Raw genomic sequence first — 21,126 nt, 5'->3', positions numbered from 1 at the left:
CAGGCGCGCGATCCGCCCGATGCCTGCAAGACCGCACGCTCTGACGGTTAGCAAGCGGCCGTTGTGGCCCACGTAGCGTGTTCTCGCCTGTTGGAGGATCTTTCAAATTCAGGTGGTTACCCACGTGCCAAAGCGGTCGACGGCGAGGCGGTGCGCTTCGGTCCGGCACTATTAGCTTCTCTCGTCGGCACCATCGGTCGAAACGCCGCCGCCGAGCGAATCCACCTGGACAACAACATCCGATCGCACAGAGACGAAGCCTGCAACCGACCAAAATCGTCCGCAGGATCGCAGCGCGCTGCTGATGCGATTGCATCTTTTTCAGCGTGCACTGAGGGCCGCTCTGTCAGCCGGTCTAGGGTTCGCGCTTCGGGCCGAGCAAGAACGCCGTCAGGGCGGCGAGGAACGAGGCGACGGCGCTATAGGCAAAGGCACTGGCAACGCCGGCATTGTCCACCAGCAGTCCGCCGATAACCGCGCCGGCTGCGATGGCCACTTGGAACGTTGCGGCCATCAGCCCACCGGCGCTTTCGGCCTGCCCGGGAGCGGCGTGCAGCACCATCCATGTCTGCAGTCCCACCGGCACCGCGCCGAAGGCAAAGCCCCATACGGCAACCGCAATCGCCGTGGACCAGGCCGATGCCCCCAGCATCAGCAGCGAGACAGCGGCCATCGCTATGAGCAGGGGCGGCAGGGCCGCCACTGCCTTGAGGCTGTGCTCGGCTAGGAATCCGCCTGCCAAATTGCCGAAGAAGCCGCAGATGCCAAAGGCGAGCAACAGGAGCGAGATCGTCTCGATATTGAGCGCGGGAAACTTCTCGAGGAAGGCGCGGATATAGGTGAAGCCGGCGAAGTGCCCGGAGGCGACCAGCAGGACGACCAAAATCGCGACTTTGATCATCGGATTCTTGGCCACATCCAGCAGACTGCGGAAGCTGGCCACTCCGATCGGAGGCAGCCTCGGAATGGTCATGAGTTGCACTAGCAGTGTAACGGCGCCGACGACTGCAGCGATCATGAAGGCGGTTCGCCATCCCCAAATGTCGCCGACATAGGCGCCGATTGGAGCCGCGCAAACGGTAGCGACGGTGACGCCGGTGAGGATGATCGACATGGCCCGCCGCAGGAGGTGACTTGGAACGAGCCGCATCGCCAGCGCTGCCGAAATCGACCAGAAGCCTCCGAGCGCTATGCCGAGCACGACGCGGGCCGCTAGGAGAAACGACAGCGACCCCGCAACGGCCGACAGAACATTCGACAGGATGAGCAGCAGCGTCATCGCCCACATGACAATCCTGCGGTCCAGGCGCTTTGTGATGATGGCCATCGTCGGCGCCGAGATCGCCCCGACAATGGCGGTCATTGTCAGCGCCTGTCCAGCTGCACCCTCGGTGATGCCGAGATCATGCGCGAGCGGCGTCAGCACGCTGGCAGGTAGAAACTCTGCCGTCACAAGCCCGAAGGTGCCTAACGCAAGCGCAATAACCGCACCCCATGCGGGACCAGACCGTTGATCTGGCTGTTCTGGGTCATGCAGAACTCCGTCCATGAAGGCTGTCGCAGATTCGGTCATGAACAGGGTCTCCAGTCTGGATGCGCTGCAACATCGGGCTAGCTGCGTTGACCCGCATTATCGCCAGAAGCGCCTTTCCCCGCGGCGCTGCAAGGAGGAGGGGATGTTCATCGCTTCGCGATATTTGACGGTGCGGTGCGCAATATTGTGGCCGTTTCCTTGAGCCGGACGACGATGTCATCGTCGGAAAGCACGTCATCTGCGATTCTCGGCGATCATCGCCCAAGCTTCGACCGGGTGCGAGTCGCCACCTTGGGAGGAGGCGCTCGCGACGTTGAAAAAATAATTCGGTTCGAACACGCCGCGCGGGGTCAGCATGTATGTGTTCGACTTTACCCGGCTTACCGTTGACTGAGGCACTTTGATCGCGTCGGCGACAGTCCTGAGACCGAGAGGCCGCACTTCGACGCTGTGTTCCAAAAAGGCATGCTCCTGGCGCAGGCGGATAAGCGACAATTGGGCGAGCACCACGCCTTGGTCCGTCAGTCTCGAACCACCCATCGCAAACCCGGAGCAGGGACGTCTGGAGGGGACGTTCGGCGCAAACGTGCTCCCTGGGCGCTTGCATGGAACTTCGCGGTTTTGCCATGGGTCAGTTTATAGCTTTCTACGTGCCTTGATGGGCTCTAACGGATAACAGCAAGCGTTATGCCATTTCACTTGAAGGCACCGATCCGGACTATCTTTTGCCGAATCCCTGTCGGCTTGAGCAGGGGCGCCGTGCCTGGACCGAGTCCGAGTGCGCCGCAAATCGCTTAGGCACCCGGATCGAGCAAAGGTGCTGTACTGTCGGAGTGATCAGAAGACGAAACCGTTCCGGACGGGCCGAGCCGATGCATTGCCGCATGCCGGCCGGCACCGCATCGAGCACGTAAGGCTTTGTCTATAGCGTGTAATTGCGTGCGCAGGATTGCTGCGTCGAGGAAGGTCTTTGACACCTTCTAGCTCTTCAGCACGGATCGCGCCGGTCTCCACGCGGCAAGGATTGAGTTCGGCTGGGCGTCACGGGGTTTGCATGATTGAGATTCCTTGATTTGCTCCCTCGTGCGCCTATCCGAAAACATTGTTGTGTCCGTAGGCGGACAAGAATGTCGCACGCGCGACCAAAAGATCGCCACGGCCGGCCTGCCGGTACGGTGGCCATCTTCGGGAACCGGTGGAGCAATACCCTTCCTCGTCGACTTCGGATGCGGGCTCAGCTGTGCCCGCCGCGCCGCTACGAACGACGCTGACCTTGGCGGATGGCAGACGCTTGAGGCCGGCAGCGCCGTGGTCGAAGCGGTCGGCAATCATCCGAATGTCGATATGGGCGCATGGTGGAAGCCAGACGATATCCTCTTCGATCTCTTGCGCGACAAGGAATTGCTAATTCCATACTCGCCGATGTCGCCGGCAAACATATCGCGGACGCCCATCGCCGAGAAGGTCAAGACCAGCAGAAGATCATCTGCGACTTCCTGTCGGGCGAGAACGGTCGCGAGAAAAGCGACAACTGGCTGCCGCGCCGGAGAATTCCCGGTCGAAAACCACACGAAACGCTGCGGCTTCCGCACCGCCGATAATGGGCCGACGCCCGGCCGCTGTTTACCTCCGAATGAGTCCGACATGCCGAGACGGTTCGTCGATAGCCGCGGGTTTGCGCCTATCCGGGGCGCGTTGGCTGCACGTTCCGCCCCCTTGGACCCCGCATCCGGCTCTAAATCCGGCCGCCAAAGCTCGCCCTTGCCAGCGCGCGATTGCCACGCCGAGATGCCTGCTGGGGCTCCCGGTGCACGGGCACATTAATCGATCCCGGCACGGTGTTGAGTGTTCGGAACCCGCTGCACGTTGTTCCGATCGCTTGTTGTGCTCACTCGATCACGCGCCCTGTCTCCACGCGTCTTGAGGACCATTCCCCTGCGGCTGGCTCATTGACCTATGGGCGGTTCCAGCCCGCCCGAAACCTTCGCCACCAGCTTTTTTCCCCGCCGCGTGACGCGGCTTCCTCGCGCCGCTTCGCTTCAAAAAAGCTGCCCGCTCGGGTCCTTCGCTGCCGCTGCGGCCCTGCCGGGTTCGGGCGGTCCGGACGCGCCCATCACGGTCCGCCATCGCAGGGGAATGGTCCCCGGCGACAGCAAAAGGAGACAGGAAAATGACCGCGATCGGTTACGTCAACAAGCAGGAAAACGGCAGCTACAAAGGCCAGCTCAGGACGCTCAGCGTCCGCGCCGACATCGACATCGTGCCCAATCGGAGCAAGTCCGCCGACAACCATCCCGACTTCCGGGTGCTGACGCAGGGGGTCGAGGTCGGCGCGGGCTGGATCCGAACCGGGGAGACTTCCGGCAACGACTATGTGAGCTTGTCCATCGCCGCACCGGAGTTCGGTCCGCGCAAGCTCTACGCCAATCTCGGCCGCGCCGCCGGCCAAGATGATCACGACACCTACGCCGTCATTTGGAACCCGGCCGACTGACCGGCCGGCTCAAGCCCTCGCGCCGCAATTCGGCGCGGGGGTTTCCCGCCGACGCTCGCCCGAAGGGGTGGCGAAAACTCCCACCCGACTCTTCGCCCGTCCCCACGACGACTTCGTTCGCCGATCCTCGCGGTCGCTTGTCCGAAGCGAAACGAGGACCATCATGGACGACGAAAACGACCGCGCGGCCCGCGCCAAGAAGGGCAGTCCGTTTCTGAATACCGCGCAGGCTGCCTTCTATATCGGCCTGTCCCAGCGCACCCTGGAAAAGATGCGGCTGACCGGCGGCGGCCCGAAATACCGCAAGCACGGCCGCTATGTCCGCTACCACATCGACGAACTCGACGACTGGTCGAAAGGCCGCCCGCCAGAACCCGGCTCCGACGATGACAAGGGCGGGTCCGGCTCAGCCGACGAGGGAGCCCGCTCATGAGCCAGCGGCCTTCCATCCATCTGATCGGCAGCCGTTTGCGGCGCGTTCAGGCGCGCAAGGCAATCGTCATCGCTGCCATTGGCCTGAGCCTGACAGGCTTCACGGCGCTCCCAAAGCCGTCTCCCTTGCTGGTCTGGAACGCCTCGGCTAGCGCGCCGGTCGGTCTCTATCGCGTTGGGTCTGCCACGCCTGCGCGCGGCGATCTTGTGCTCGCCCGCCCGCCTGGCTTCGTTGCCTATCTCGCCGACCAACGCGGTTATCTGCCTCGCAATATACCGCTGGTGAAGCGTCTCGCCGCGCTGCCGGACGAGCATGTCTGCGCCTTCACGAATGCCATCATCATCGGCGACGAGATCGTCGCCCGTCGGCTAAAAATCGACACGCAAGGCCGTCCGCTGCCCTGGTGGAACGGCTGCCGAGCGCTCGCCCATGACGAGGTTTTCCTGCTCGGCAACGCAAAAAATCACTCCTTCGACAGTCGCTATTTCGGGCCGGTGCCGGCCGAAAACATCATCGGGAGGCTGGTGCCGCTATGGACCGAGTGACCCTCCTGATGCTCGGCATGATCGCCCTCGCGCCATGCGCCTGTTCCTCCTCGACCGGCGCTGAGCCAGCCGTCATCTCCCGAAGTCCGCAGTTGCAACGATGGCGGCCCTTCGTATCGGAAGCAAGCGCACGCTTCCACATTCCCCAGGCCTGGATTTGCGCCGTCATCGAGGCCGAAAGCCGCGGCAAGACCGTCCTCGATGGCCGCCCCATCACCTCCCGCGCCGGCGCCATGGGTCTTATGCAGGTGATGCCCGGCACCTATCAGGAGATGCGCGTCGAGCACGGTCTGGGAGCCGACCCGCACGATCCGCGCGACAACATCTTGGCCGGAACCGCCTATCTCAGCGCCATGTATGAGCGTTTCGGATTCCCGGGCCTGTTTGCCGCCTACAACGCTGGACCCGAGCGCTATGAAGGCCATTTGAAGCTTCGAAGGCCGCTGCCGAAAGAGACCGTTGCCTATCTGAAACAGCTTGAGGCGACGGGGATTTCGGCGGCCGACATGAACGAATTCAAAGGCCAATCCGCGACTTCAAAGGGGCGGAACGCTCTCTGCGGGCGCTCTTTGTTCTTCCGTCGCGAGGGCGTTCGCGCCGGGGAAAGGAATGGCGATCTGTTCGTGCCGCTCGGCAGGGATCTCGCGCGGCCAAAGAAGCCAAATGGCTAGCGATGTTGAGGGCATCCGAGAGGGGCCAAGGGCAGAAAAGGCCGGATGCCTAATGCCGCCCGTAATCGGGGCGAGCGCCTCGCCGAGCTGCAAAACTGTGCGTCGACCGCGGATCAACTGGCGATCGCCGACGACTCGGCGGCAAAATCTGCGCCTGTGAAGCAACGCAGGAGGCGAACGATGGAATTCTTTTGCGGACTGGACGTAGCGATGGACGAGACAGCGGTGTGCGTCGTCGACGATCATGGCGTGGTGCATCTCGAGACGACGGCGGTGACAGATCCGGATGCGCTGTTTGCGGTTTTGAAGCCCTTTTTGCCGCGGCTGCGTCGCGTCGGCCACGAGGCGGGATCACTGTCGCCCTGGCTGCATCCCGAGCTCAAGAAACTCGGCCTGCCGGCCGTCTGCCTGGAGACGCAGCACGTGCGCGCCGCGATGTCGGCGCAGCGCAACAAGACTGACAAGGCCGATGCGCTCGGCATCGCCCATATCATGCGCACTGGCTGGTTCCGACAAGCTCATATCAAGTCGGAAAGCTGCTACCGGACGAAGCTTTTGCTGACGCACCGGCGCAATCTGAAGGCAAAGTTCCTCGACCTGGAGAACGCCATCCGACACTCGCTGAAGTCGTTCGGTATCCGTCTCAGCAAGGTCGGGCGAGGGGCCTTTGACCAAGCGGTGCGCGCGGCCGTGGCTGACGATCCGCTATCCGCTGAACTGATGGACGCCATGCTGTCGGCGCGCGCAGCGCTGTGGAGGCAGTATTGCCGCCTGCACGACCTCGTCGTCAAAATGGTGGCACGCAGCGAACTGTGCCGACGCTTCATGGCAATCCCCGGCGTCGGTCCGGTGACGGCGCTCTCGTTCATGACGGCCATTGATGATCCGTCGCGCTTTCGCCGCTCACGCGATGTCGCGGCCTACTTCGGGCTGACGTCACGGCGCTGGCAGTCGGGCACCTCGATCGACGTTCAGGGTCGCATATCGAAAGCCGGCGATGCTGATGTACGACGCTCGCTTTACGAGGCGGCGTCTGGGCTGATGACGCGCTTCAAGGGCTCCGACAAGGTCAAGAGCTGGGGCCAGGCGATTGCTAAACGCTCCTGCCACCGCAAGGCCTGTGTCGCCGTGGCGCGCAAGCTGGCAGTGATCATGCACGCCATGTGGAGCGATGGAACGTTCTATGTCGGCGATCCGGCGGCGAGCCAGGCGGATGCCGGCCGGCGTGCCCATGACAAGGCCCGCAAACTGCTCGGAGCGCATCGATGAGCAGAAGACCGACAGTTGAAACGCATGGCGCCAGCACGCTGACGGGCGCCATCTGACACAAGAGATCCGCTCCGGCGGATGAGGACCGATGCAGACCAGGAACGACGGAACGCACGTTATCTTGCCTGCGGCCGCGCCGATCGCGAGACGGCCGGACCGCGCCGGATTGCCTGTGACGCTGCTCCGTCACTCCGATGGAAAAGTGCGCCACGACGGTTCCCGTGCTGCAAATAAGCAGCGCTGCTACCCCGTCGCAGAGCGCGGAAGACTGCACGGCGCATCGGAACTCAACGCAAGAGTACGGGATCGTGGTGTAGAGCATAGAATAGTGTATTATCGTAGATTGGAAGGAGAACGACGATGGAAAGAAAGTCTCGCAAAATACGACCGATTAAGACGGCAAGATAAAGGCACCGCCTCCATGAGGCGGCGAAGCGTTTGTCTGCACATCGTTTTTGCCGGAGGCTGCCGGCGGCGCCAGGAGGGTGGGCCAGCGAGACGCAGGTTTCGCTTGAATTTGCCCGGAGGCTGGTATGCAGGACGATGAGTTCAGGCCGAAGCTCGGCAAGATCGGCTCGCGCGGATCGAAAGCAGGCAAGCGCTATGCCGGCCAGGTCAAGGCAGCGATCAACCGAGCCGGCGGCCGCCTCCAGCGCGGCGGTCGCTTCACGGGGAGCCGGACAGGCCGCGGCGCGGCGGCGGCCGCGCTGCTCAAGTCACGCGACCGGTATGCCGCCTTCCGGCAGCGGCGGGTGATGGTCAAGGCGCGGATTGTGAAGCTGGCCGGCAAGGGTGCGGACGGAGCGCGTGCGCATCTGCGCTACATCCAGCGCGATGGCGTCACCAGGGAAGGCGAACCCGGCAATCTCTATGGCCCCGGCAGTGATCGCATCGACAGTAAGGCCTTCGTCGATCGCGCGGATAGCGACCGGCATCAATTCCGCTTTATCGTCGCACCGGAAGACGGCATTGAGTATGACGACCTCAAGCCGCTGACGCGGCGGCTCATGGCGCAGGTGGAGGAGGATCTCGGCACCAGGCTCGACTGGGTTGCCGTCGACCATTTCAACACCGGCCATCCGCACACCCATATCATTGTCCGCGGCAAGGATGATCGCGGCGAAAACCTCGTCCTCGCGCGGGAGTATATTTCGAGCGGCATCCGCGAGCGGGCGGCCGAACTGGTGAGCCTCGACCTCGGTCCCCGCACCGACCGCGAGATTGAACAGCGCTTGCGCCAGGAAATGGAGCAGGAACGCTTCACCAGCATCGACCGGCAGCTGCTGCGCATGCGCGATGAGGACCGACTTGTTTCTACGCACGGCCGCGACGCCTTTCGCCAGACGCTGCATCAAGGCCGTCTGCGCAAGCTCGAGCGGATGGGCTTAGCCGAGGAAGTCGACCCGGTCCGCTGGCGCCTGGATGATGAGCTGGAAGCCACGCTGCGCCGCGCCGGCGAACGCGGCGACATCATCAAGACCATGCACCGCGAGCTGACGGGCAAGGGGCTCGCTCGCAGTGCCGCCGATTACCTTGTCCACGATCGACGTGAAGAGCCCTCCCCACGGGTCGTCGGCCGCCTCGTCGCGCGCGGGCTCTTCGACGAAATCAACGATCGGCATTACCTCATCGTCGACGGCGTTGACGGCAAAAGCCATTGGATAGACATCGGCAAAGGCGAGTTGACAGAACCGACGCCCGACGGCTGCATCGTGCGTGTCACATCGAGGGATACCAAGCCCAGGCAAGTCGACCGTACAATCGCCGACATCGCTGCCGCACACGGCGGCCGTTACACCGTCGATATGCACCTCAAGCATGATGCGTTCGCCACCGAAAGCTTTGCCGAGACGCATATCCGCCGGCTGGAGGCGATCCGGCGCTCCACCGGCGGCGTGGAGCGCTTGCCGAACGGCACCTGGATCATCGCGCCGGATCATCTCGATCGTGTCGCGGAATACGAGCGCCTGCGGGCCAGGGTCGAGCCTGTGATCGTCGAGAAGCTCTCTTCAATGCCGCTGGAACGCCAAGTCAGCTTCGAAGGCGCCACCTGGCTCGACCGGAACCTGGTTGCCGAGAGACCGGAGCCGTTGCGCAACTCAGGCTTCGGGCATGAGGTGCGGGAGGCGCATGCCCGTCGGCGGCAGTGGCTGATCGCGCAAGGCCTCGCGCACGAAGAACAGGACCGGGTCGTCTATCGTGCCAACATGATTTCGATCCTGCGCCAGCGCGAGCTGAACCGTGTCGCCGGCCAGCTGTCGGATCAGCTCGGTCTCTCGTATGCCGAAGCGCAGCCTGGAGAACGAATAGAAGGCACACTGCGCCGATCGGTCGAGCTTGCCAGCGGCAAACATGCCGTGATCGAGAAGTCGCGCGAGTTCACGCTCGTGCCATGGAGGCCGGTGCTTGATCGGTACATCGGAAAGGAGGTTTCCGGTGTGGCGCGCGGGGAGGCTATCTCATGGACCCTCGGACGGCAGAGGAGCGGACATAGCGTTTCGTAGTGGCGCGCACATCGCCGCCCGGCGGCAACGAAGAGATCCGCGGGTCTGCTTAGGCGGCGGAAACATCGCTTAGGCGCCCCGGATCACTGAGCCGGTGGCCGTCGCCATGTATTGGGATGCTATGAACCGCTCAAGGTCGCAGCCGTATGTGCAGAGGTTCGTGATTCCGGGCTACATGAAGCAGCGCTACTGAGTGTTCTGGGACAAAAGGGGAATTACGGTTCAAGACAGAGGTGTTCCTTCGCTGCCGAAATCGAACGCCGTGATCGCCGCGCAGTGCTCCGCGACTAGCGTCTGAAAAGCTTCAAAAGCGCGATAGCAGTGGTCCCGCTCGATGGCGAGCAAATTGGCAACCTCATCGAGATTGAGCGGCTCGCTGCCGCCAATACCGTAGCAGATGCGCCCGTCTTCGCCGACGATACGCGTGACCATCGCGCTCATACCGATGAGAAACCGGCTCGAGAAACGATGATTGTAGGCGTTACGGAAGTCCCCGGTGGCCTGCTTGAACGCGCCGCCGGCGATAGGCTCGACGCGGCGCTTGAACGACCGGAATCGTCGCCACCTCCTGCAAATCGGGTCTATATCGTCCAGATAGAGCGCTCGCTCATTCGGGAACTCGTCACGCCACCCTTGCAGATCTTTTGTCCTATCGGCTTGGTGGCACAGATGTCCCGCCGCGAAGGCGAAGCGCGACTTGGTCGCATAAGGCCTCCCGAGAGCGACCGTCCCCAGCGTGTTTATGAACTCATGTGAGACTGCGAGCTTCTCTTTATCGGAGAGTGCGGCCGCGACGCGCGCCCATGCGCGCAGCCGATGCACGTCATGCGTCAGGTCGTTGATGATGTTCGCGAGCTCCGCGGCGTAGTCAGACAGCATGCTGGAATAGGGCATCCAAAACCCGCCGAGCGGATCGGGCAGCGTCCACCAGCGATAGGGCATGAAACGACCGCAGATCTCGCTGAGGTCTAGTTCGTGCCGATAGGCGGTGTAGAGCTGAATTGCCTCTGCAGATTGCTTCTGCGTGAATTCGTCCGGTTCAGGCATTGCGGCCCGCCCAATTGACGACCGACGAGACCAGCTCATCGACTGTGCTGCTTCCGACGCTGATATCGCGGTGCGGTTCGACGCGATGATACTCGCCGAGCGGTGCGGTCCCCGCGGTGAACCCCGTGCGGCGTGCGATGATGTTCTTGGTGCGCCGGTTTTCCTGCCAATAGGTTACGATTGCCCTGTGCTTCGGCTCGTTCGGGCTGCCGGGATGCAGTGCCCGCGCGTCGGGAAAGTGCATGTGGCGATGATGCGCGTGGAGCAGCGTGACATCATAGAGCCGCGCGATGAAGGCCCGCATCTCGTCGACGCTGCCGGAGGTGCCGACATCCTTGCATTCAATGGCTACGCGCGGACGACCTACCGGAATGCCGCCGGCCTTACGGATCTCGGTCCCGACACTGCCGGGCACAATCGAGATGTCGATCTCGTGTGTCGCGGCGCTCCGACCTGCGAATTGAATGCCGTTCCAGATTTCCCACTTCCTTCGGCGGCCCCAGCGAAAGCCGATCACAGTGGCATTGCTTGGCCCCGCCGATGCCGCGGAGACGCCGGTGGGCGCACCGCCGCGTTGAATGAAACGCCGATCGGCATCACCGGGGTGGATGATCGTCCCGTCGGATCGCTGGAGCCAGACGCTGAAGCCCGCGTCTCGTAAGCCGCGCGCGAGGCTGGTCATTACGAATAGCTCGAAGATCCGCCCGGCGCCGGAGGCGTGGTCGAGCGTAGTGACGCGGCCTACGATCGTGTTGAGCGCGGTCTGGACGGCTGGGATCATGTCGTCGCCTGGCCGCGGGCGCGCGTGGTCCACTCCGCCAGCGCAGCATGCAGGGTGGAAAAGTTGTCGCGGGCGCCTGCAACATCGTCACGGCTGCTTTTCCGCTCGCCCTCGAGGTCCAGCAGTACCAATGTCACGTCCTGATCGGTCTTGCCGGATGCCTGTGTCGGTACGTCTTGAGGGTCCTGCCGCTCGATGGTCGCCTCGACGATGAAGTCGAGCGTTTCCAACGACGCCTGCAGCTGTTCGAGCGCCGCGTCGAGCCGCTCTTCGACATAGGCCGCCGCCCATTCTACCTGCTCGTCCGCTGGGATCGGCTTCGGCTCCTCAAGCAGAACGTGCGGCTCGCCGCGGGCTTTGGGTTGGGCATTGCTGCGGACGGACTGGCGCGCCGCCGCGAGCGCTTCTTCGGGTTCATCGGGCAAACGGCCGAGCCGAATTCCTTCGATCAACTCGAAGGCCAACCAGTCCAGCCGGGCTGCCACCAAAGTCTCAATCAATTCGAGCACGCGCGGATCAAGGATCGCCACAACTTTATGCCCCCCAAGCAGATTGATCCCGCAGGTACGAATTTATTCCGGCGGGCACACCGACTGTCGTCGGCGCACCAACTTTCTATGCGGTCCCCATGAATTGTTCTAGCCAAGGGACGACGTTCGACGTCATGCAGAAATTCTCCCCGGTAGGTTCTAGCGTCGGGTCGCTCCTCAACTCAATTTCTTGCCACTCGTTTCGCTGATGTGCCGGTCGAGGGCCCGCAGCGAGTCATCGAAATGCACCGCCCTGAACCAGCCAGGCCCGCGATTGGCAAGCAACTCAAGCTTCACCTGGCCGAGATGCCTACGCTGCCGCTGCCCATCGTATAGCTCGACATAGTCGAGCCTCGTGGGGCAATGCCAGGTCAAGAGTAGTGTCGGGCTCAACGGCAGATGCACGAGGATACCCTGCGCCTGTATCCCATGATCCCCATAGGGAAAGGGATTGGTGAACACGACCGGGTGGTCAGAGATCAATAAGCGCGCCGAGCCCGCTGGTTCAACCAGGCCCGGCATCAACCGGAGAAACGAATTTCGATGGTTGGTGCGCTTGACGAATGCCTCGATCGAGCCGCGCTTGGCATCGGCGTCAGTCGGCGGTGCCAGGTGCGGGTCGTTCAAATCGGCTCCGAGTTTGTCCAGCAAGTCCCGCATTTCTTCGACGAGGACGCCGGGCGTTTCACGGGCCAATTTTGTTCGTAGCATCTGGACCGTTCGAAGGTCCGCCAGCGCCAATACCTGCTGCTCGCCCATCCATGACAAAGAACGGTGCTCCGCGATCTGGGCGACAATAGCTGCTCCGGCATCATCAACCGCGTCGTACATCGCTTCGAAATTGAGCCGTCCGCCATCCCCGGTGATTGTGTTGAAGTCGTTTTCCGAACCCGCGTCCATGATCGATGACGTGAAGCTCTTGCCGGTCGTCTTGTCGAAGACGTGGATCTGGGTCCGGCCCTCGTCGCGCGCAAAGTGACGGAGTTGCGCCTGAGTTACGTAATGGTGCTTTCTGGAAGGCTTGGATGGTTTCGACATAAATTGACGATAAGCTGCACTTGCATGGCGACCAAGGCGGTCGATGTTGGCCTGGAACGACGGTCGGCAAGATAGCCACCTTTTCACAAATCATGTTTGAAAAACCGCTCGTGACACGGAAACACGAGAACGATTTGTGCGAATCTGTCTAATCATATTGAAATATCCGCGCTAAGAGCGGATAATCAGGCATGGTTCACGATCAACGCTCTGCCCTGTCAGCTCATATCGCAAGCCTGCTTTCCGCAGGACAAGTGGTCTTTACGAGCGAACAGGCGGAACGGGCGCTTGGCGTCGGACGTGGTGCGCTTCTCGATGCGGCCGAGCGCCTTCAGCGACGCAAGGCGCTGATCAGGCCTCGGCAGGGGTTCTATGTCGCGGTGCCCCCGCAGTTCGCCTCCTGGGGTGCGCCGCCGCCCCCATGGTACATCGATGCCCTGATGCGCCACGAACAGCAGCTCTATTATGTCGGCTTGCTGAAGGCGGCGGAACTTCATGGAGCCACGCACCAAGCCGTGATGGAATTCCAGATCGTCACCCCAAAACGCATGCCGAAGATCAAGGCGGGCCGCAATCTGATCGTCTTCTATTACCGCAAAGACATCGCAGCAGTGGTGTCGGGCATCGAAGATCGCAAGACGGATACAGGCAGAATGAAAATATCCTCACCCGCCCTCACGGCGCTCGACCTCCTGCGCTACCCACAGGCTGCGGGCGGGATCGACAACGTCGCGACAGTGCTCACGGACCTTGCCGAAAAGATCGATCCGTCCCAACTCGCCGCGCTGTCCGACGCTGCCGAGCGGCCCGTCGTCCAGCGTCTCGGCCACTTGCTGGAACGACTGGGCCATGCGGATCGCGCCAATCCGATGTACGCTGCGCTGACGGCGCGCGGCGCCACGCCGTGGACGGAGCTCGATCGCGATGAAACGCGCGATCCGGATTTCACGCCAGCGCCGCAGGAGCACGACGATCGTTGGCGTGTGGTCGTGCGCCGCACGCCGGAGGTCGATGAATGATTCCCGCTCAGAACATTGTCGCCTGGGGTAACGTCGTTCCGTGGGCCGATCAGCGTCAGGTCGAGCAGGACCTCATCATCAGCCGCGCGCTCATCGACATCTTCAATGACGATCTCCTGTCCGCTGAACTGCGTTTTCGCGGCGGCACGGCGCTGAACAAGCTGCACTTCCCCGAACCGTTGCGCTATTCGGAGGACATAGATCTCGTCCGAACGACCTCTGGTCCGATAGGGCCGATTCTGGATCAACTGCGTGTGGTTCTCGAGCCGTGGCTCGGCCGCGCACAATTCGATCAAAGCCCAGTTGCGCCCAAATTTCGTTTCCGAGTGGAAGGCGAAGACGGAAGCGGCGTGCCAATTCGCCTCAAGGTCGAAATCAACACGCGCGAAATCGAAGCCTACGATCCGCCCCAAGCGATACCGTTTCAGATGGACAACCCTTGGTTTGCCGGCGGGGCCGCGATTCCTACCTTCTCTCGTGAGGAAATGCTGGCCACGAAGCTGCGGGCTCTCCTGCAACGCGACAAGGGACGTGACCTCTATGATCTCTCCCATGCCCTGGATGTGTTCGCCGGACTTAACGTTGATCGGATCACCGAAATGTTCGGCCTCTATCTTCAGTTTGCCGGCCAAGCGATATCCCGGGCTCAGGCCGAGGAACGGATGTTCGCCAAACTGGCAAATCCGCGGCTGCTGACGGATATGCGGCCATTGCTGTCGGCGGCGCAGGCGGAGGCTTTGTCGGACGATGCCGCCAAGGAGGCGTTCGAGCGCGTATTCGAAGAACTGATTGCAAAAATCGCCGGCGACACCTGGGTTCGAACCGAAGAGATGAAGGAGCGGTACGGGCTAATCGGGCAGTCAATTCCGAACGTCCCATAGCGTCCTCCGTAGAGCGTGATCCGTACGATTGCTGCCGCTATCCGGATTGCCCATCGGCTCGAATCGCCTATGCTGGGCCGTGGCTGATCCGGCCATGCCGTCCACGTTGGCGAAGCCCACGGGCAGGAATGATTTGATGACCCCGTCTGAACCTCTCTCCAAGGTGCGCGGGCCAAGTGGACACGCCGCTGCAAGCACCGCCGGAGCGGTTCCATGCGTATCTACTTTTCCGATCTCGTTCGGCCGAAACAGGCCGCAAAATATCTGGCACGCGCTGCGGCCGAACTCAATTTGGCGACCGTACATGAGGCACTCGCCAGGGCGCTCGGCTACCGGGACTGGCATGAGCTCTCGATCTATATCCAGCCCAACAGTCCCGCGGCAACGGAACGCATCAGTCTCGAAGATGTCTTGCGCATCATTCTCGAGCTGGCTGACACCCTCGCCCTCCCGGAAGCCGAGGTGCAACATGCGGTATCGAGAGCGCGGTTGCTGCGAGCAGCCCCATGGTCGATCGACGAGCACATGGTCCTTCGTACCTCCCTCTGGAGGCAGCGTGTGTTCGGCCCGCCTGGTCGTGGCAAGCCCGGAACCATCGTGAGGGACAAGGCCTATGGTTCCAAGACCCCGGCCTACCTTCGCTATCCCGGCCGTCCAACATACCTGCTTTTCGACACGGGATTTGGTGAGCGGGCCGACTTCGAGGTGGCAACACCGCGCTCCCCACTCCCGGACTTCGTGCCATCACGGATCTGGTTGCCCTACGGGATCTGGAAGCTGAGCGATGGATCGGAAGTCCCGTTCTCGCGCGACTATCTGCCGATGTGGCGCATTTCGAACCATCGAACCGAGCGCATTGCGCCGTGGCTTTGGATCAAAAATATTGTCGAGGAAACGCGTTTCGCCAACTCTGGAACCGCTACATGGGCCTTCCGGCCCGGCGCGCGAAGGGGCGGTCAGCTACTTGCAGAGGCATCACATTTCCGAGTTGCCGCGGCTGACCGACATCATGCCCCACCTCTTCGAGCCCGAGGTTGATTCTTTCCCGGACGGCGTTGCTCGCCTCTATGCCACTCGACCCGGGATCGAGGCCCAGACGCCCTACGCGGAGCTTAACACCCGCATTTTGGTTTAATCGCAGTTTGTTGCCATCGCAAAAAGCAGGGCGGCCTCGAATCTGCTAGGCAGAAGTATTCAGGGGGCAAACCATATGGCTGCAGTCAACAAGAAGAGTAATCCGCCGCTAGAGTCACGTTTCAAATTCGCAGAAGACTCGTTTGCTCGGTTGACGGGAGGATGGGATTCTCACCTGCGCACTGCTGTCGGCACTGCGGACGGCGAGGCGTACCTACTGCGCTTGTTCAAGAAGACGGGCACGGCGCTCGACGATGATCTGCGGGCAATTGTCGCCCGTGGACTGAGACGGATTCGACGGGTACTTTCTTCTCGTCGTGCTCGAGACGTGCTGGTTGAGGTTCTCGAAGTTGCGGAAGACCAACACGAGCTCGCCATCGTCATGGTCGACCCCGGCAGTCCGGTTTCCGGAGCATCACAGCGCCGGAGGGCAAAGGAGGGGCGCTATCTGACGAGCGCAAGTCGTGGGGCCTTCTGGCGGAATATGGTCCGCGTCGCAGAAGCGCTCGCGCTGTGTCACGACGCCGGCATCGTGCACGGCGGCGTCAGCATGCATTCGATATTTTCACACCGAGACGACAGTGCCGATTATCGCCTCGGTGGTGTCGAGGCATGCGTCCACATTTCGGATGGCGATCTCGGAGATTCCGGGCACCTGCTTCGCGCCTCTGCTACGATCTCGTTCCGGCAGGACTGGATCGACCTGGCCGCGGTTGCAGGCGCGCTCCTCGGCCTCGAAGGCGACAACCCTCCGGCGCTTCTGTCCGTGGAACGCCGAATGCTGGAACGGCTGGCCACTCCACCGCAGTTTCAGCTTTTCGATGGCGCTGTAGTTCTCGACGAGCTGCGAAACGTCGTGATCGAACTCGACAGGGTCGGCTCGAGCTCCGATGGGGAACTGGTTCTCTATCCCTCACGGGGTGTGGTTCAGAGCGATTTGCCGGCCCTTTCTTCGGGCACCATACCCGCGGCCGATGGGGCAGCGATCATGCAGTTTGTTGCCGATGATCTGCTGTCGGCCGGCGTCCGCCTCGTCCCGGCTGGACAGGACACAGCACGCCTCATGACCGATCTCGCGATCTACAATATTCGCCTCATGAGCGACTCCGTCGGAATGATCGAAGGTGCGCACCAGCGTCGTCCAAATGAATGGATGCATGGCGCGGTCGAAATTGTTCATCGAATACACCTGTCAAGAAACAGAACGGGCGCCGAAGAGCGGGTTCAAAACCTCGGACCAGGCGCCAAGCGGTGGCGCGACCTCCTGGAACCCGTCCGGTCCGCCGACGCGACGGCGGACGTTCCAATATGGTTCGCTCTCATCCTCCTCGAAGCTTTCACCCTGCTGAGGGAACAGTTTCGACTCTATCCCGTCGACGTCATCGCCCCAGCCAACGCGGAAGCCAGCGTCGTCTGGCTGGCGCCCCACGATGACGCAGAGCGTGACGCTCAGCGCGAAACGATGGGGTTGCGTCCGGCGGCCGAAGCGCTGAGGCGCGAGTTGAAGGATGACGACGGAAAAGCCAACTGGACGCTGTCACAATCGGCGCGCCTCGCGATGGGCCGCGAGCGCGTGCCTGAACTCAGCTACGAAGGCAGCGGTCTGATTAAGGGGAAAACCGCGTTCGCTTTCGGAACCAATCTGTCGATTCAAGCCGGGCAACGGCTTTTTCTCCGGCCTCGCAAGGACACTGGCGCCGAACGGGCCATCCGACGACGGCTGCAGAATATTGTGGCCGCCAGATCCAATGTCGAGCTTCTGAGGGCTTTGGATGATCCGGCGCAGGTTGCGATGGATGAGGTGTTGCGCGACATCGCGGCACCCGGCCCGCCACCCGCCGACGCCGACATGGAGACGTCCAAGATCGAGGCATGGGGGTCAATCGTCGACGGCAGATCCATCAATGTGGTCGTTGGGCCGCCCGGCGTGGGCAAGACCTTCTTGATCTCACATCTCGTAAAAAGCATCCTTCATCAAACGCCCGATGCTCGAATCCTTGTTTCGTCTCAAAATCATGAGACACTCGTCCACATGGAGGACGAGCTTCGAAAGTTCCTCCCTGCGACCTCCACCATCGTCGTTCGTGTCGAGCGATCGCGCTCCAGCGAGAAAGAGAGCACGCTGAGGCGGAGCTCGCATTCTTTGTTGCGCTCCGTTTCGAAGCCGGACCCGGCCAGCGCTGCAATCATGACGAACCAGCTCAATCAGATCATCCAGGCGCTCAAACCTGTAGATTCGTCTGAGCAGTCGATCGCCGACCGCGCCTTGCGTGACACCGACAATCTGATGCTGCGCTCGTCAGATGTGACGCTTGCAACCACGTCGTCGCATATTCTTGAGGAGATGATCGCCGACGGCGACCAGTTCGACTGGGTCTTTATCGAGGAAGCAGCGCGGGCCAACGGCGCCGAACTGATCGGCGCCCTGCTGCTGGGGAACCGCAGGGTAATGATCGGCGATCACAATCAGCTGTCTCCCTTCGACGCGGCGGATCGCCAGAAGTTCTACGATGCAAGCCGGGCCGGCGAACTCCTGCGTGACGCGAAGGAGAAACTCGCCGCCATCTCCGACCTGCCGAGCGAGGTGGAGTTTGCCCTCGAGACGCTTAAGGCAGATCAGTTTCTGCTCAGCGACGTTCTCGCCATCGCGTCTCGGCTCGAAGAGCCCTTCAGATCGATTGCCGCGCGAGAAGAGATCAGGGCTGGGGACACCGGGCGCCCCAGTACGATCGCCAACACGCTTCGCGAGCAGAGCCGTATGCACCCGGCCATATGCGAGCTGGTTTCCAACACGTTCTACAAGCGGCTGCTGGTTTCCTCCGATCGGGTGAAGGCTCGCAAGCCGGCCGTTGAGTGCGCCGACGGGTTTCCCGCTTCTCCGGTCGTTATTCTGGACATGCCCTCGCTGAGCGTGGTCAAGAGACGCGCATTCGAGCAAACGGTGAAGCGCTCAATTCGCAACGAGGTTGAGGCGACAGCGCTGCTGGCCGCCATGAAGAAGCTGCGGCCCGTCATACGTGAGGGCGCGCCCGTGCCGACGCTCGTGGTGCTGTCTCCGTATACGGCCCAGGTCCATCACCTCGAACGACTGCTCAAGCCTGAGATCGACGTGTCCGCGGGCACCCTCTTCGGCTTCGCCAGCCCGCGAGGCGATGCAAAGTTCGTTTACACCAGCGACAGTTTCCAGGGCGGCGAAGCCGATGTCGTCGTCGCCAGCCTTGTGCGCAACAACGTCCTCGTGGGCACGAGAGCCCTTGGCTTCATCAAGAACCCTCAGCGCCTGAACGTTTTTCTCAGTCGCGCCAAGCACAAGCTCGTTCTCGCAACCAGCCGGCAGTTCATTCGTAATGCAGTAGAGGGGATCGACCCCGACGGGGTGAACGACGAACTCAGCTTTCTGCGGATCATGCTCGATGAAATCACACGCTTGTCCCAGGCCGACTTTCCGTCGGTAGGCAAAGGCGCCTGCGTTATCCCTGTCGATGAACAGGGGAGGCTATCCCAGTGAACAACATCTACATCCCGGCTTGGCACTATCGGGCACCCGGCATCGTGCAGCGGACCTGGGGATGGAGCCCGATCGAGGAAATGATTCTGCTGTCATTGGATCGAAGCCCGGGCACGATCAATGATGTCTCCCAGACGCTCAAGATCCCCCGACAGGTGGTCGGTTCGACCGTCGCCCGTCTCATGCAATTCGGCCTCGTCGAGGTCCGGATGTCACCGCAACCTGTCCTCGCCGCCAGCAGTGTCGGTCATGACTTCATACGGACCGGGCGCGCGCTTCCCGAACGCTCGACCGACCGCGAGATCGGCATCAGCGTCGTCTACGAGAAGGTCGGACTATCCGTTTTCAGGACCAGGGACATTGACACGGTCGCCGTCACCAAACTTCCTGCCACGGGCGCAATCATCAGGTTTCCGGATGGTGAGCCACCCGAGACGCACTACTCGATGATGCAGCGCGTCAACGAATTCATGGTCGGTATGCTCAGGCAAGGCGAATGGCTGCGGGGCGTACAAGCGAACAGCTCCTTCCTGGAGCCGAAATTTCTCGTGCTCGATCTCGACGAGGTGGCCGCCGGCGTGTTTCCGCAAGGGGCGAGCGACCAGCTCGTCGAAGCCCTCAAGACGACGATTAAGACCGGCGTTCTACCGAAAACCACGACCCCGCCGCCGGAGCGCCCCGCAACCATCGAGACCCGATTTGGTGTCGACCAGCTTGTCGTTGGCGCCGAGCAGCACTTGCAGCGTTTCGAGCAGATTGTCGGCGCCGCCACCTCCAACATATTCGTCCTGTCCACTTTCGTGGCCTCGCAGTCCGACGAAAAGGGCAGGGATCGCCGCGAACGCATCGTGCGATCACTAGAGGATGCGTGCAGGCGGGGGGTCAGATGTCACCTCTTCTTCGGCACTTCGCTCGATCGTGCCAAGCACGCCACGGCCATGCAGGAACTCTTTCTCCGCTTGTCCGCCACGAGGCAGACAAGGGGCTATCTCCTGGTGCAGAGGGATCCTGTCGACAGCCATGCGAAGTTCCTCGTAGCCGACGACGGTCACGATGGAGCAGTTGTGCTGATGGGCTCTTGCAATTGGCTCCACTCTCCGTTCTCGGCCGTCGAAGTCTCGGCGGAACTCAGGGAATCCCAGGCGGTGGCGGAGGGGCTGGATCTGCTCCGCGAGATAGTCTCCAAACTTTCCAGTGCCAGCCGATCGGTGGAAGCACTACAGTTCATGGTGTCCGAACTGCGGCGTCAGCGAAACATGCTGTCGACCCCCGAAGACGCACAGGCACCCGCCGCAACATTGACGATCCTGCATGCCGCCGACCACCAACGCCTGCTGCGCGTCGCCGCCCACGATGCGCAACAACGCTTCGTCTGCTGTACGAACAAAGTCGGTGCGAACATGGTGCCGGCGCTCTTCGATCCCGCCGAGGTCGCTGGCCGGCGACTCAGCGACGTCCGCATCTACTATTCGCGCCGTACTGGCCCGGTGAAGCGCAGCCATGTAACGAAGCACCGAGAACGGCTCCACGGGATAGTGGACCTCATCGGTGTGCCCGAACCGCAGCTGCATGCGAAGTTCCTGGCCTGGGACAGTGATCACGTTGTCGTCAGCAGTTTGAACTGGGGCTCGCAGTCAGGTCTTGAGGACAACCCACTGGATGAAATCGGCCTCTATCTGGAGGGCCCGAACTTGGCAACGTCGTTGCTCGATAGATTCGAAGCCGAATGCAGATGACG

At 61.9% G+C, this 21,126-nt stretch carries 17 protein-coding genes and 2 pseudogenes; 13 read left to right on the top strand and 6 right to left on the bottom strand.

What is annotated here, in order from left to right:
- Positions 1–355: 355 nt before the first annotated feature.
- Positions 356–1,573 (bottom strand): MFS transporter, encoded by a 1,218-nt coding sequence (locus EB233_RS29145; RefSeq protein WP_064987339.1) that lies wholly within the window; start codon positions 1,571–1,573, stop codon positions 356–358.
- Positions 1,574–1,630: 57 nt separating this feature from the next.
- Positions 1,631–2,041, bottom strand: a pseudogene (locus EB233_RS29140) (RNA polymerase factor sigma-54).
- Between the two features lie 845 nt (positions 2,042–2,886).
- Here EB233_RS29140 and EB233_RS29135 point away from each other — a divergent pair.
- The 7 genes from EB233_RS29135 (at position 2,887) to rlxS (ending at position 9,450) form a co-directional block, all read left to right on the top strand.
- A complete protein-coding gene (locus EB233_RS29135; protein ID WP_155765427.1) occupies positions 2,887–3,135 on the top strand; it encodes a hypothetical protein in 249 nt (82 codons plus the stop codon).
- A 569-nt stretch (positions 3,136–3,704) separates the two neighbouring features.
- Positions 3,705–4,028: a DUF736 domain-containing protein gene (locus EB233_RS29130; protein ID WP_019856479.1), complete on the top strand. Its 324-nt coding sequence runs from the start codon at positions 3,705–3,707 to the stop codon at positions 4,026–4,028.
- 163 nt (positions 4,029–4,191) lie between these two features.
- Complete coding sequence (locus EB233_RS29125) at positions 4,192–4,461, top strand: helix-turn-helix transcriptional regulator (RefSeq protein ID WP_006328932.1); 270 nt, start codon at positions 4,192–4,194, stop codon at positions 4,459–4,461.
- Positions 4,458–5,006 (top strand): S26 family signal peptidase, encoded by a 549-nt coding sequence (locus EB233_RS29120; protein ID WP_019856480.1) that lies wholly within the window; start codon positions 4,458–4,460, stop codon positions 5,004–5,006. The genes EB233_RS29125 and EB233_RS29120 overlap by 4 nt, the downstream gene beginning before the upstream one ends.
- Positions 4,994–5,677 carry a lytic transglycosylase domain-containing protein gene (locus EB233_RS29115; RefSeq protein WP_019856481.1) on the top strand — a complete coding sequence of 228 codons (684 nt, stop codon included), beginning with the start codon at positions 4,994–4,996 and terminating at the stop codon, positions 5,675–5,677. Before EB233_RS29120 ends, EB233_RS29115 begins: the two co-directional genes overlap by 13 nt.
- Before the next feature lie 180 nt (positions 5,678–5,857).
- Positions 5,858–6,946: an IS110 family RNA-guided transposase gene (locus tag EB233_RS29110; protein ID WP_064987342.1), complete on the top strand. Its 1,089-nt coding sequence runs from the start codon at positions 5,858–5,860 to the stop codon at positions 6,944–6,946.
- Positions 6,947–7,479: 533 nt separating this feature from the next.
- Positions 7,480–9,450 (top strand): relaxase/mobilization nuclease RlxS, encoded by a 1,971-nt coding sequence (gene rlxS / locus EB233_RS29105; protein WP_064987343.1) that lies wholly within the window; start codon positions 7,480–7,482, stop codon positions 9,448–9,450.
- A gap of 222 nt (positions 9,451–9,672) precedes the next feature.
- On the opposite strand, the gene EB233_RS29100 is transcribed toward rlxS, so the two are convergent.
- The 4 genes from EB233_RS29100 to EB233_RS29085 all read right to left on the bottom strand — a co-directional run bounded on the left by EB233_RS29100 (position 9,673) and on the right by EB233_RS29085 (position 12,846).
- Positions 9,673–10,497: a hypothetical protein gene (locus tag EB233_RS29100; RefSeq protein ID WP_081288672.1), complete on the bottom strand. Its 825-nt coding sequence runs from the start codon at positions 10,495–10,497 to the stop codon at positions 9,673–9,675.
- Positions 10,490–11,278 (bottom strand): hypothetical protein, encoded by a 789-nt coding sequence (locus EB233_RS29095; protein WP_065141595.1) that lies wholly within the window; start codon positions 11,276–11,278, stop codon positions 10,490–10,492. The genes EB233_RS29100 and EB233_RS29095 overlap by 8 nt, the downstream gene beginning before the upstream one ends.
- Positions 11,275–11,808 carry a hypothetical protein gene (locus EB233_RS29090; protein WP_064987345.1) on the bottom strand — a complete coding sequence of 178 codons (534 nt, stop codon included), beginning with the start codon at positions 11,806–11,808 and terminating at the stop codon, positions 11,275–11,277. Before EB233_RS29090 ends, EB233_RS29095 begins: the two co-directional genes overlap by 4 nt.
- A gap of 177 nt (positions 11,809–11,985) precedes the next feature.
- On the bottom strand, positions 11,986–12,846 hold the full coding sequence (locus tag EB233_RS29085) for a DUF4238 domain-containing protein (RefSeq protein WP_064987346.1): 861 nt from the start codon (positions 12,844–12,846) through the stop codon (positions 11,986–11,988).
- A 191-nt stretch (positions 12,847–13,037) separates the two neighbouring features.
- On the opposite strand from EB233_RS29085, the pseudogene EB233_RS32295 reads away from it, so the two are divergent.
- From EB233_RS32295 to EB233_RS29060, 6 genes and pseudogenes are all read left to right on the top strand, one after another.
- A pseudogene (locus tag EB233_RS32295) lies at positions 13,038–13,163 on the top strand (hypothetical protein); the annotation flags it as partial.
- A 123-nt stretch (positions 13,164–13,286) separates the two neighbouring features.
- Complete coding sequence (locus EB233_RS29080) at positions 13,287–13,865, top strand: type IV toxin-antitoxin system AbiEi family antitoxin (RefSeq protein WP_343064842.1); 579 nt, start codon at positions 13,287–13,289, stop codon at positions 13,863–13,865.
- The gene (locus EB233_RS29075; RefSeq protein ID WP_064987348.1) at positions 13,862–14,746 is read left to right on the top strand and encodes a nucleotidyl transferase AbiEii/AbiGii toxin family protein; all 885 of its coding nucleotides are present in this window, start codon (positions 13,862–13,864) and stop codon (positions 14,744–14,746) included. The genes EB233_RS29080 and EB233_RS29075 overlap by 4 nt, the downstream gene beginning before the upstream one ends.
- A 213-nt stretch (positions 14,747–14,959) precedes the next feature.
- The gene (locus EB233_RS29070) at positions 14,960–15,784 is read left to right on the top strand and encodes a hypothetical protein (protein WP_244277775.1); all 825 of its coding nucleotides are present in this window, start codon (positions 14,960–14,962) and stop codon (positions 15,782–15,784) included.
- Positions 15,785–15,956: 172 nt separating this feature from the next.
- Positions 15,957–19,388 carry a DEAD/DEAH box helicase gene (locus tag EB233_RS29065; protein ID WP_425487723.1) on the top strand — a complete coding sequence of 1,144 codons (3,432 nt, stop codon included), beginning with the start codon at positions 15,957–15,959 and terminating at the stop codon, positions 19,386–19,388.
- Complete coding sequence (locus EB233_RS29060) at positions 19,385–21,124, top strand: phospholipase D-like domain-containing protein (RefSeq protein WP_064987349.1); 1,740 nt, start codon at positions 19,385–19,387, stop codon at positions 21,122–21,124. Before EB233_RS29065 ends, EB233_RS29060 begins: the two co-directional genes overlap by 4 nt.
- Positions 21,125–21,126 lie beyond the last annotated feature (2 nt).

The organism is Mesorhizobium erdmanii, assembly GCF_013170725.1.
Taxonomy (GTDB): Bacteria; Pseudomonadota; Alphaproteobacteria; order Rhizobiales; family Rhizobiaceae; genus Mesorhizobium; species Mesorhizobium erdmanii.
The sequence above is the reverse complement of the archived record's forward strand: the minus strand, read 5'-3'. Positions and strand labels throughout refer to the sequence as shown.

Bases quoted from the DNA above. Each gene is read 5' to 3' on its own strand.
- EB233_RS29145 (WP_064987339.1), bottom strand. From the start codon at position 1,573: ATGACCGAATCTGCGACAGCCTTCATGGACGGAGTTCTGCATGACCCA.
- EB233_RS29135 (WP_155765427.1), top strand. From the start codon at position 2,887: ATGGTGGAAGCCAGACGATATCCTCTTCGATCTCTTGCGCGACAAGGA.
- EB233_RS29130 (WP_019856479.1), top strand. From the start codon at position 3,705: ATGACCGCGATCGGTTACGTCAACAAGCAGGAAAACGGCAGCTACAAA.
- EB233_RS29125 (WP_006328932.1), top strand. From the start codon at position 4,192: ATGGACGACGAAAACGACCGCGCGGCCCGCGCCAAGAAGGGCAGTCCG.
- EB233_RS29120 (WP_019856480.1), top strand. From the start codon at position 4,458: ATGAGCCAGCGGCCTTCCATCCATCTGATCGGCAGCCGTTTGCGGCGC.
- EB233_RS29115 (WP_019856481.1), top strand. From the start codon at position 4,994: ATGGACCGAGTGACCCTCCTGATGCTCGGCATGATCGCCCTCGCGCCA.
- EB233_RS29110 (WP_064987342.1), top strand. From the start codon at position 5,858: ATGGAATTCTTTTGCGGACTGGACGTAGCGATGGACGAGACAGCGGTG.
- rlxS (WP_064987343.1), top strand. From the start codon at position 7,480: ATGCAGGACGATGAGTTCAGGCCGAAGCTCGGCAAGATCGGCTCGCGC.
- EB233_RS29100 (WP_081288672.1), bottom strand. From the start codon at position 10,497: ATGCCTGAACCGGACGAATTCACGCAGAAGCAATCTGCAGAGGCAATT.
- EB233_RS29095 (WP_065141595.1), bottom strand. From the start codon at position 11,278: ATGATCCCAGCCGTCCAGACCGCGCTCAACACGATCGTAGGCCGCGTC.
- EB233_RS29085 (WP_064987346.1), bottom strand. From the start codon at position 12,846: ATGTCGAAACCATCCAAGCCTTCCAGAAAGCACCATTACGTAACTCAG.
- EB233_RS29080 (WP_343064842.1), top strand. From the start codon at position 13,287: ATGCGCCACGAACAGCAGCTCTATTATGTCGGCTTGCTGAAGGCGGCG.
- EB233_RS29075 (WP_064987348.1), top strand. From the start codon at position 13,862: ATGATTCCCGCTCAGAACATTGTCGCCTGGGGTAACGTCGTTCCGTGG.
- EB233_RS29070 (WP_244277775.1), top strand. From the start codon at position 14,960: ATGCGTATCTACTTTTCCGATCTCGTTCGGCCGAAACAGGCCGCAAAA.
- EB233_RS29065 (WP_425487723.1), top strand. From the start codon at position 15,957: ATGGCTGCAGTCAACAAGAAGAGTAATCCGCCGCTAGAGTCACGTTTC.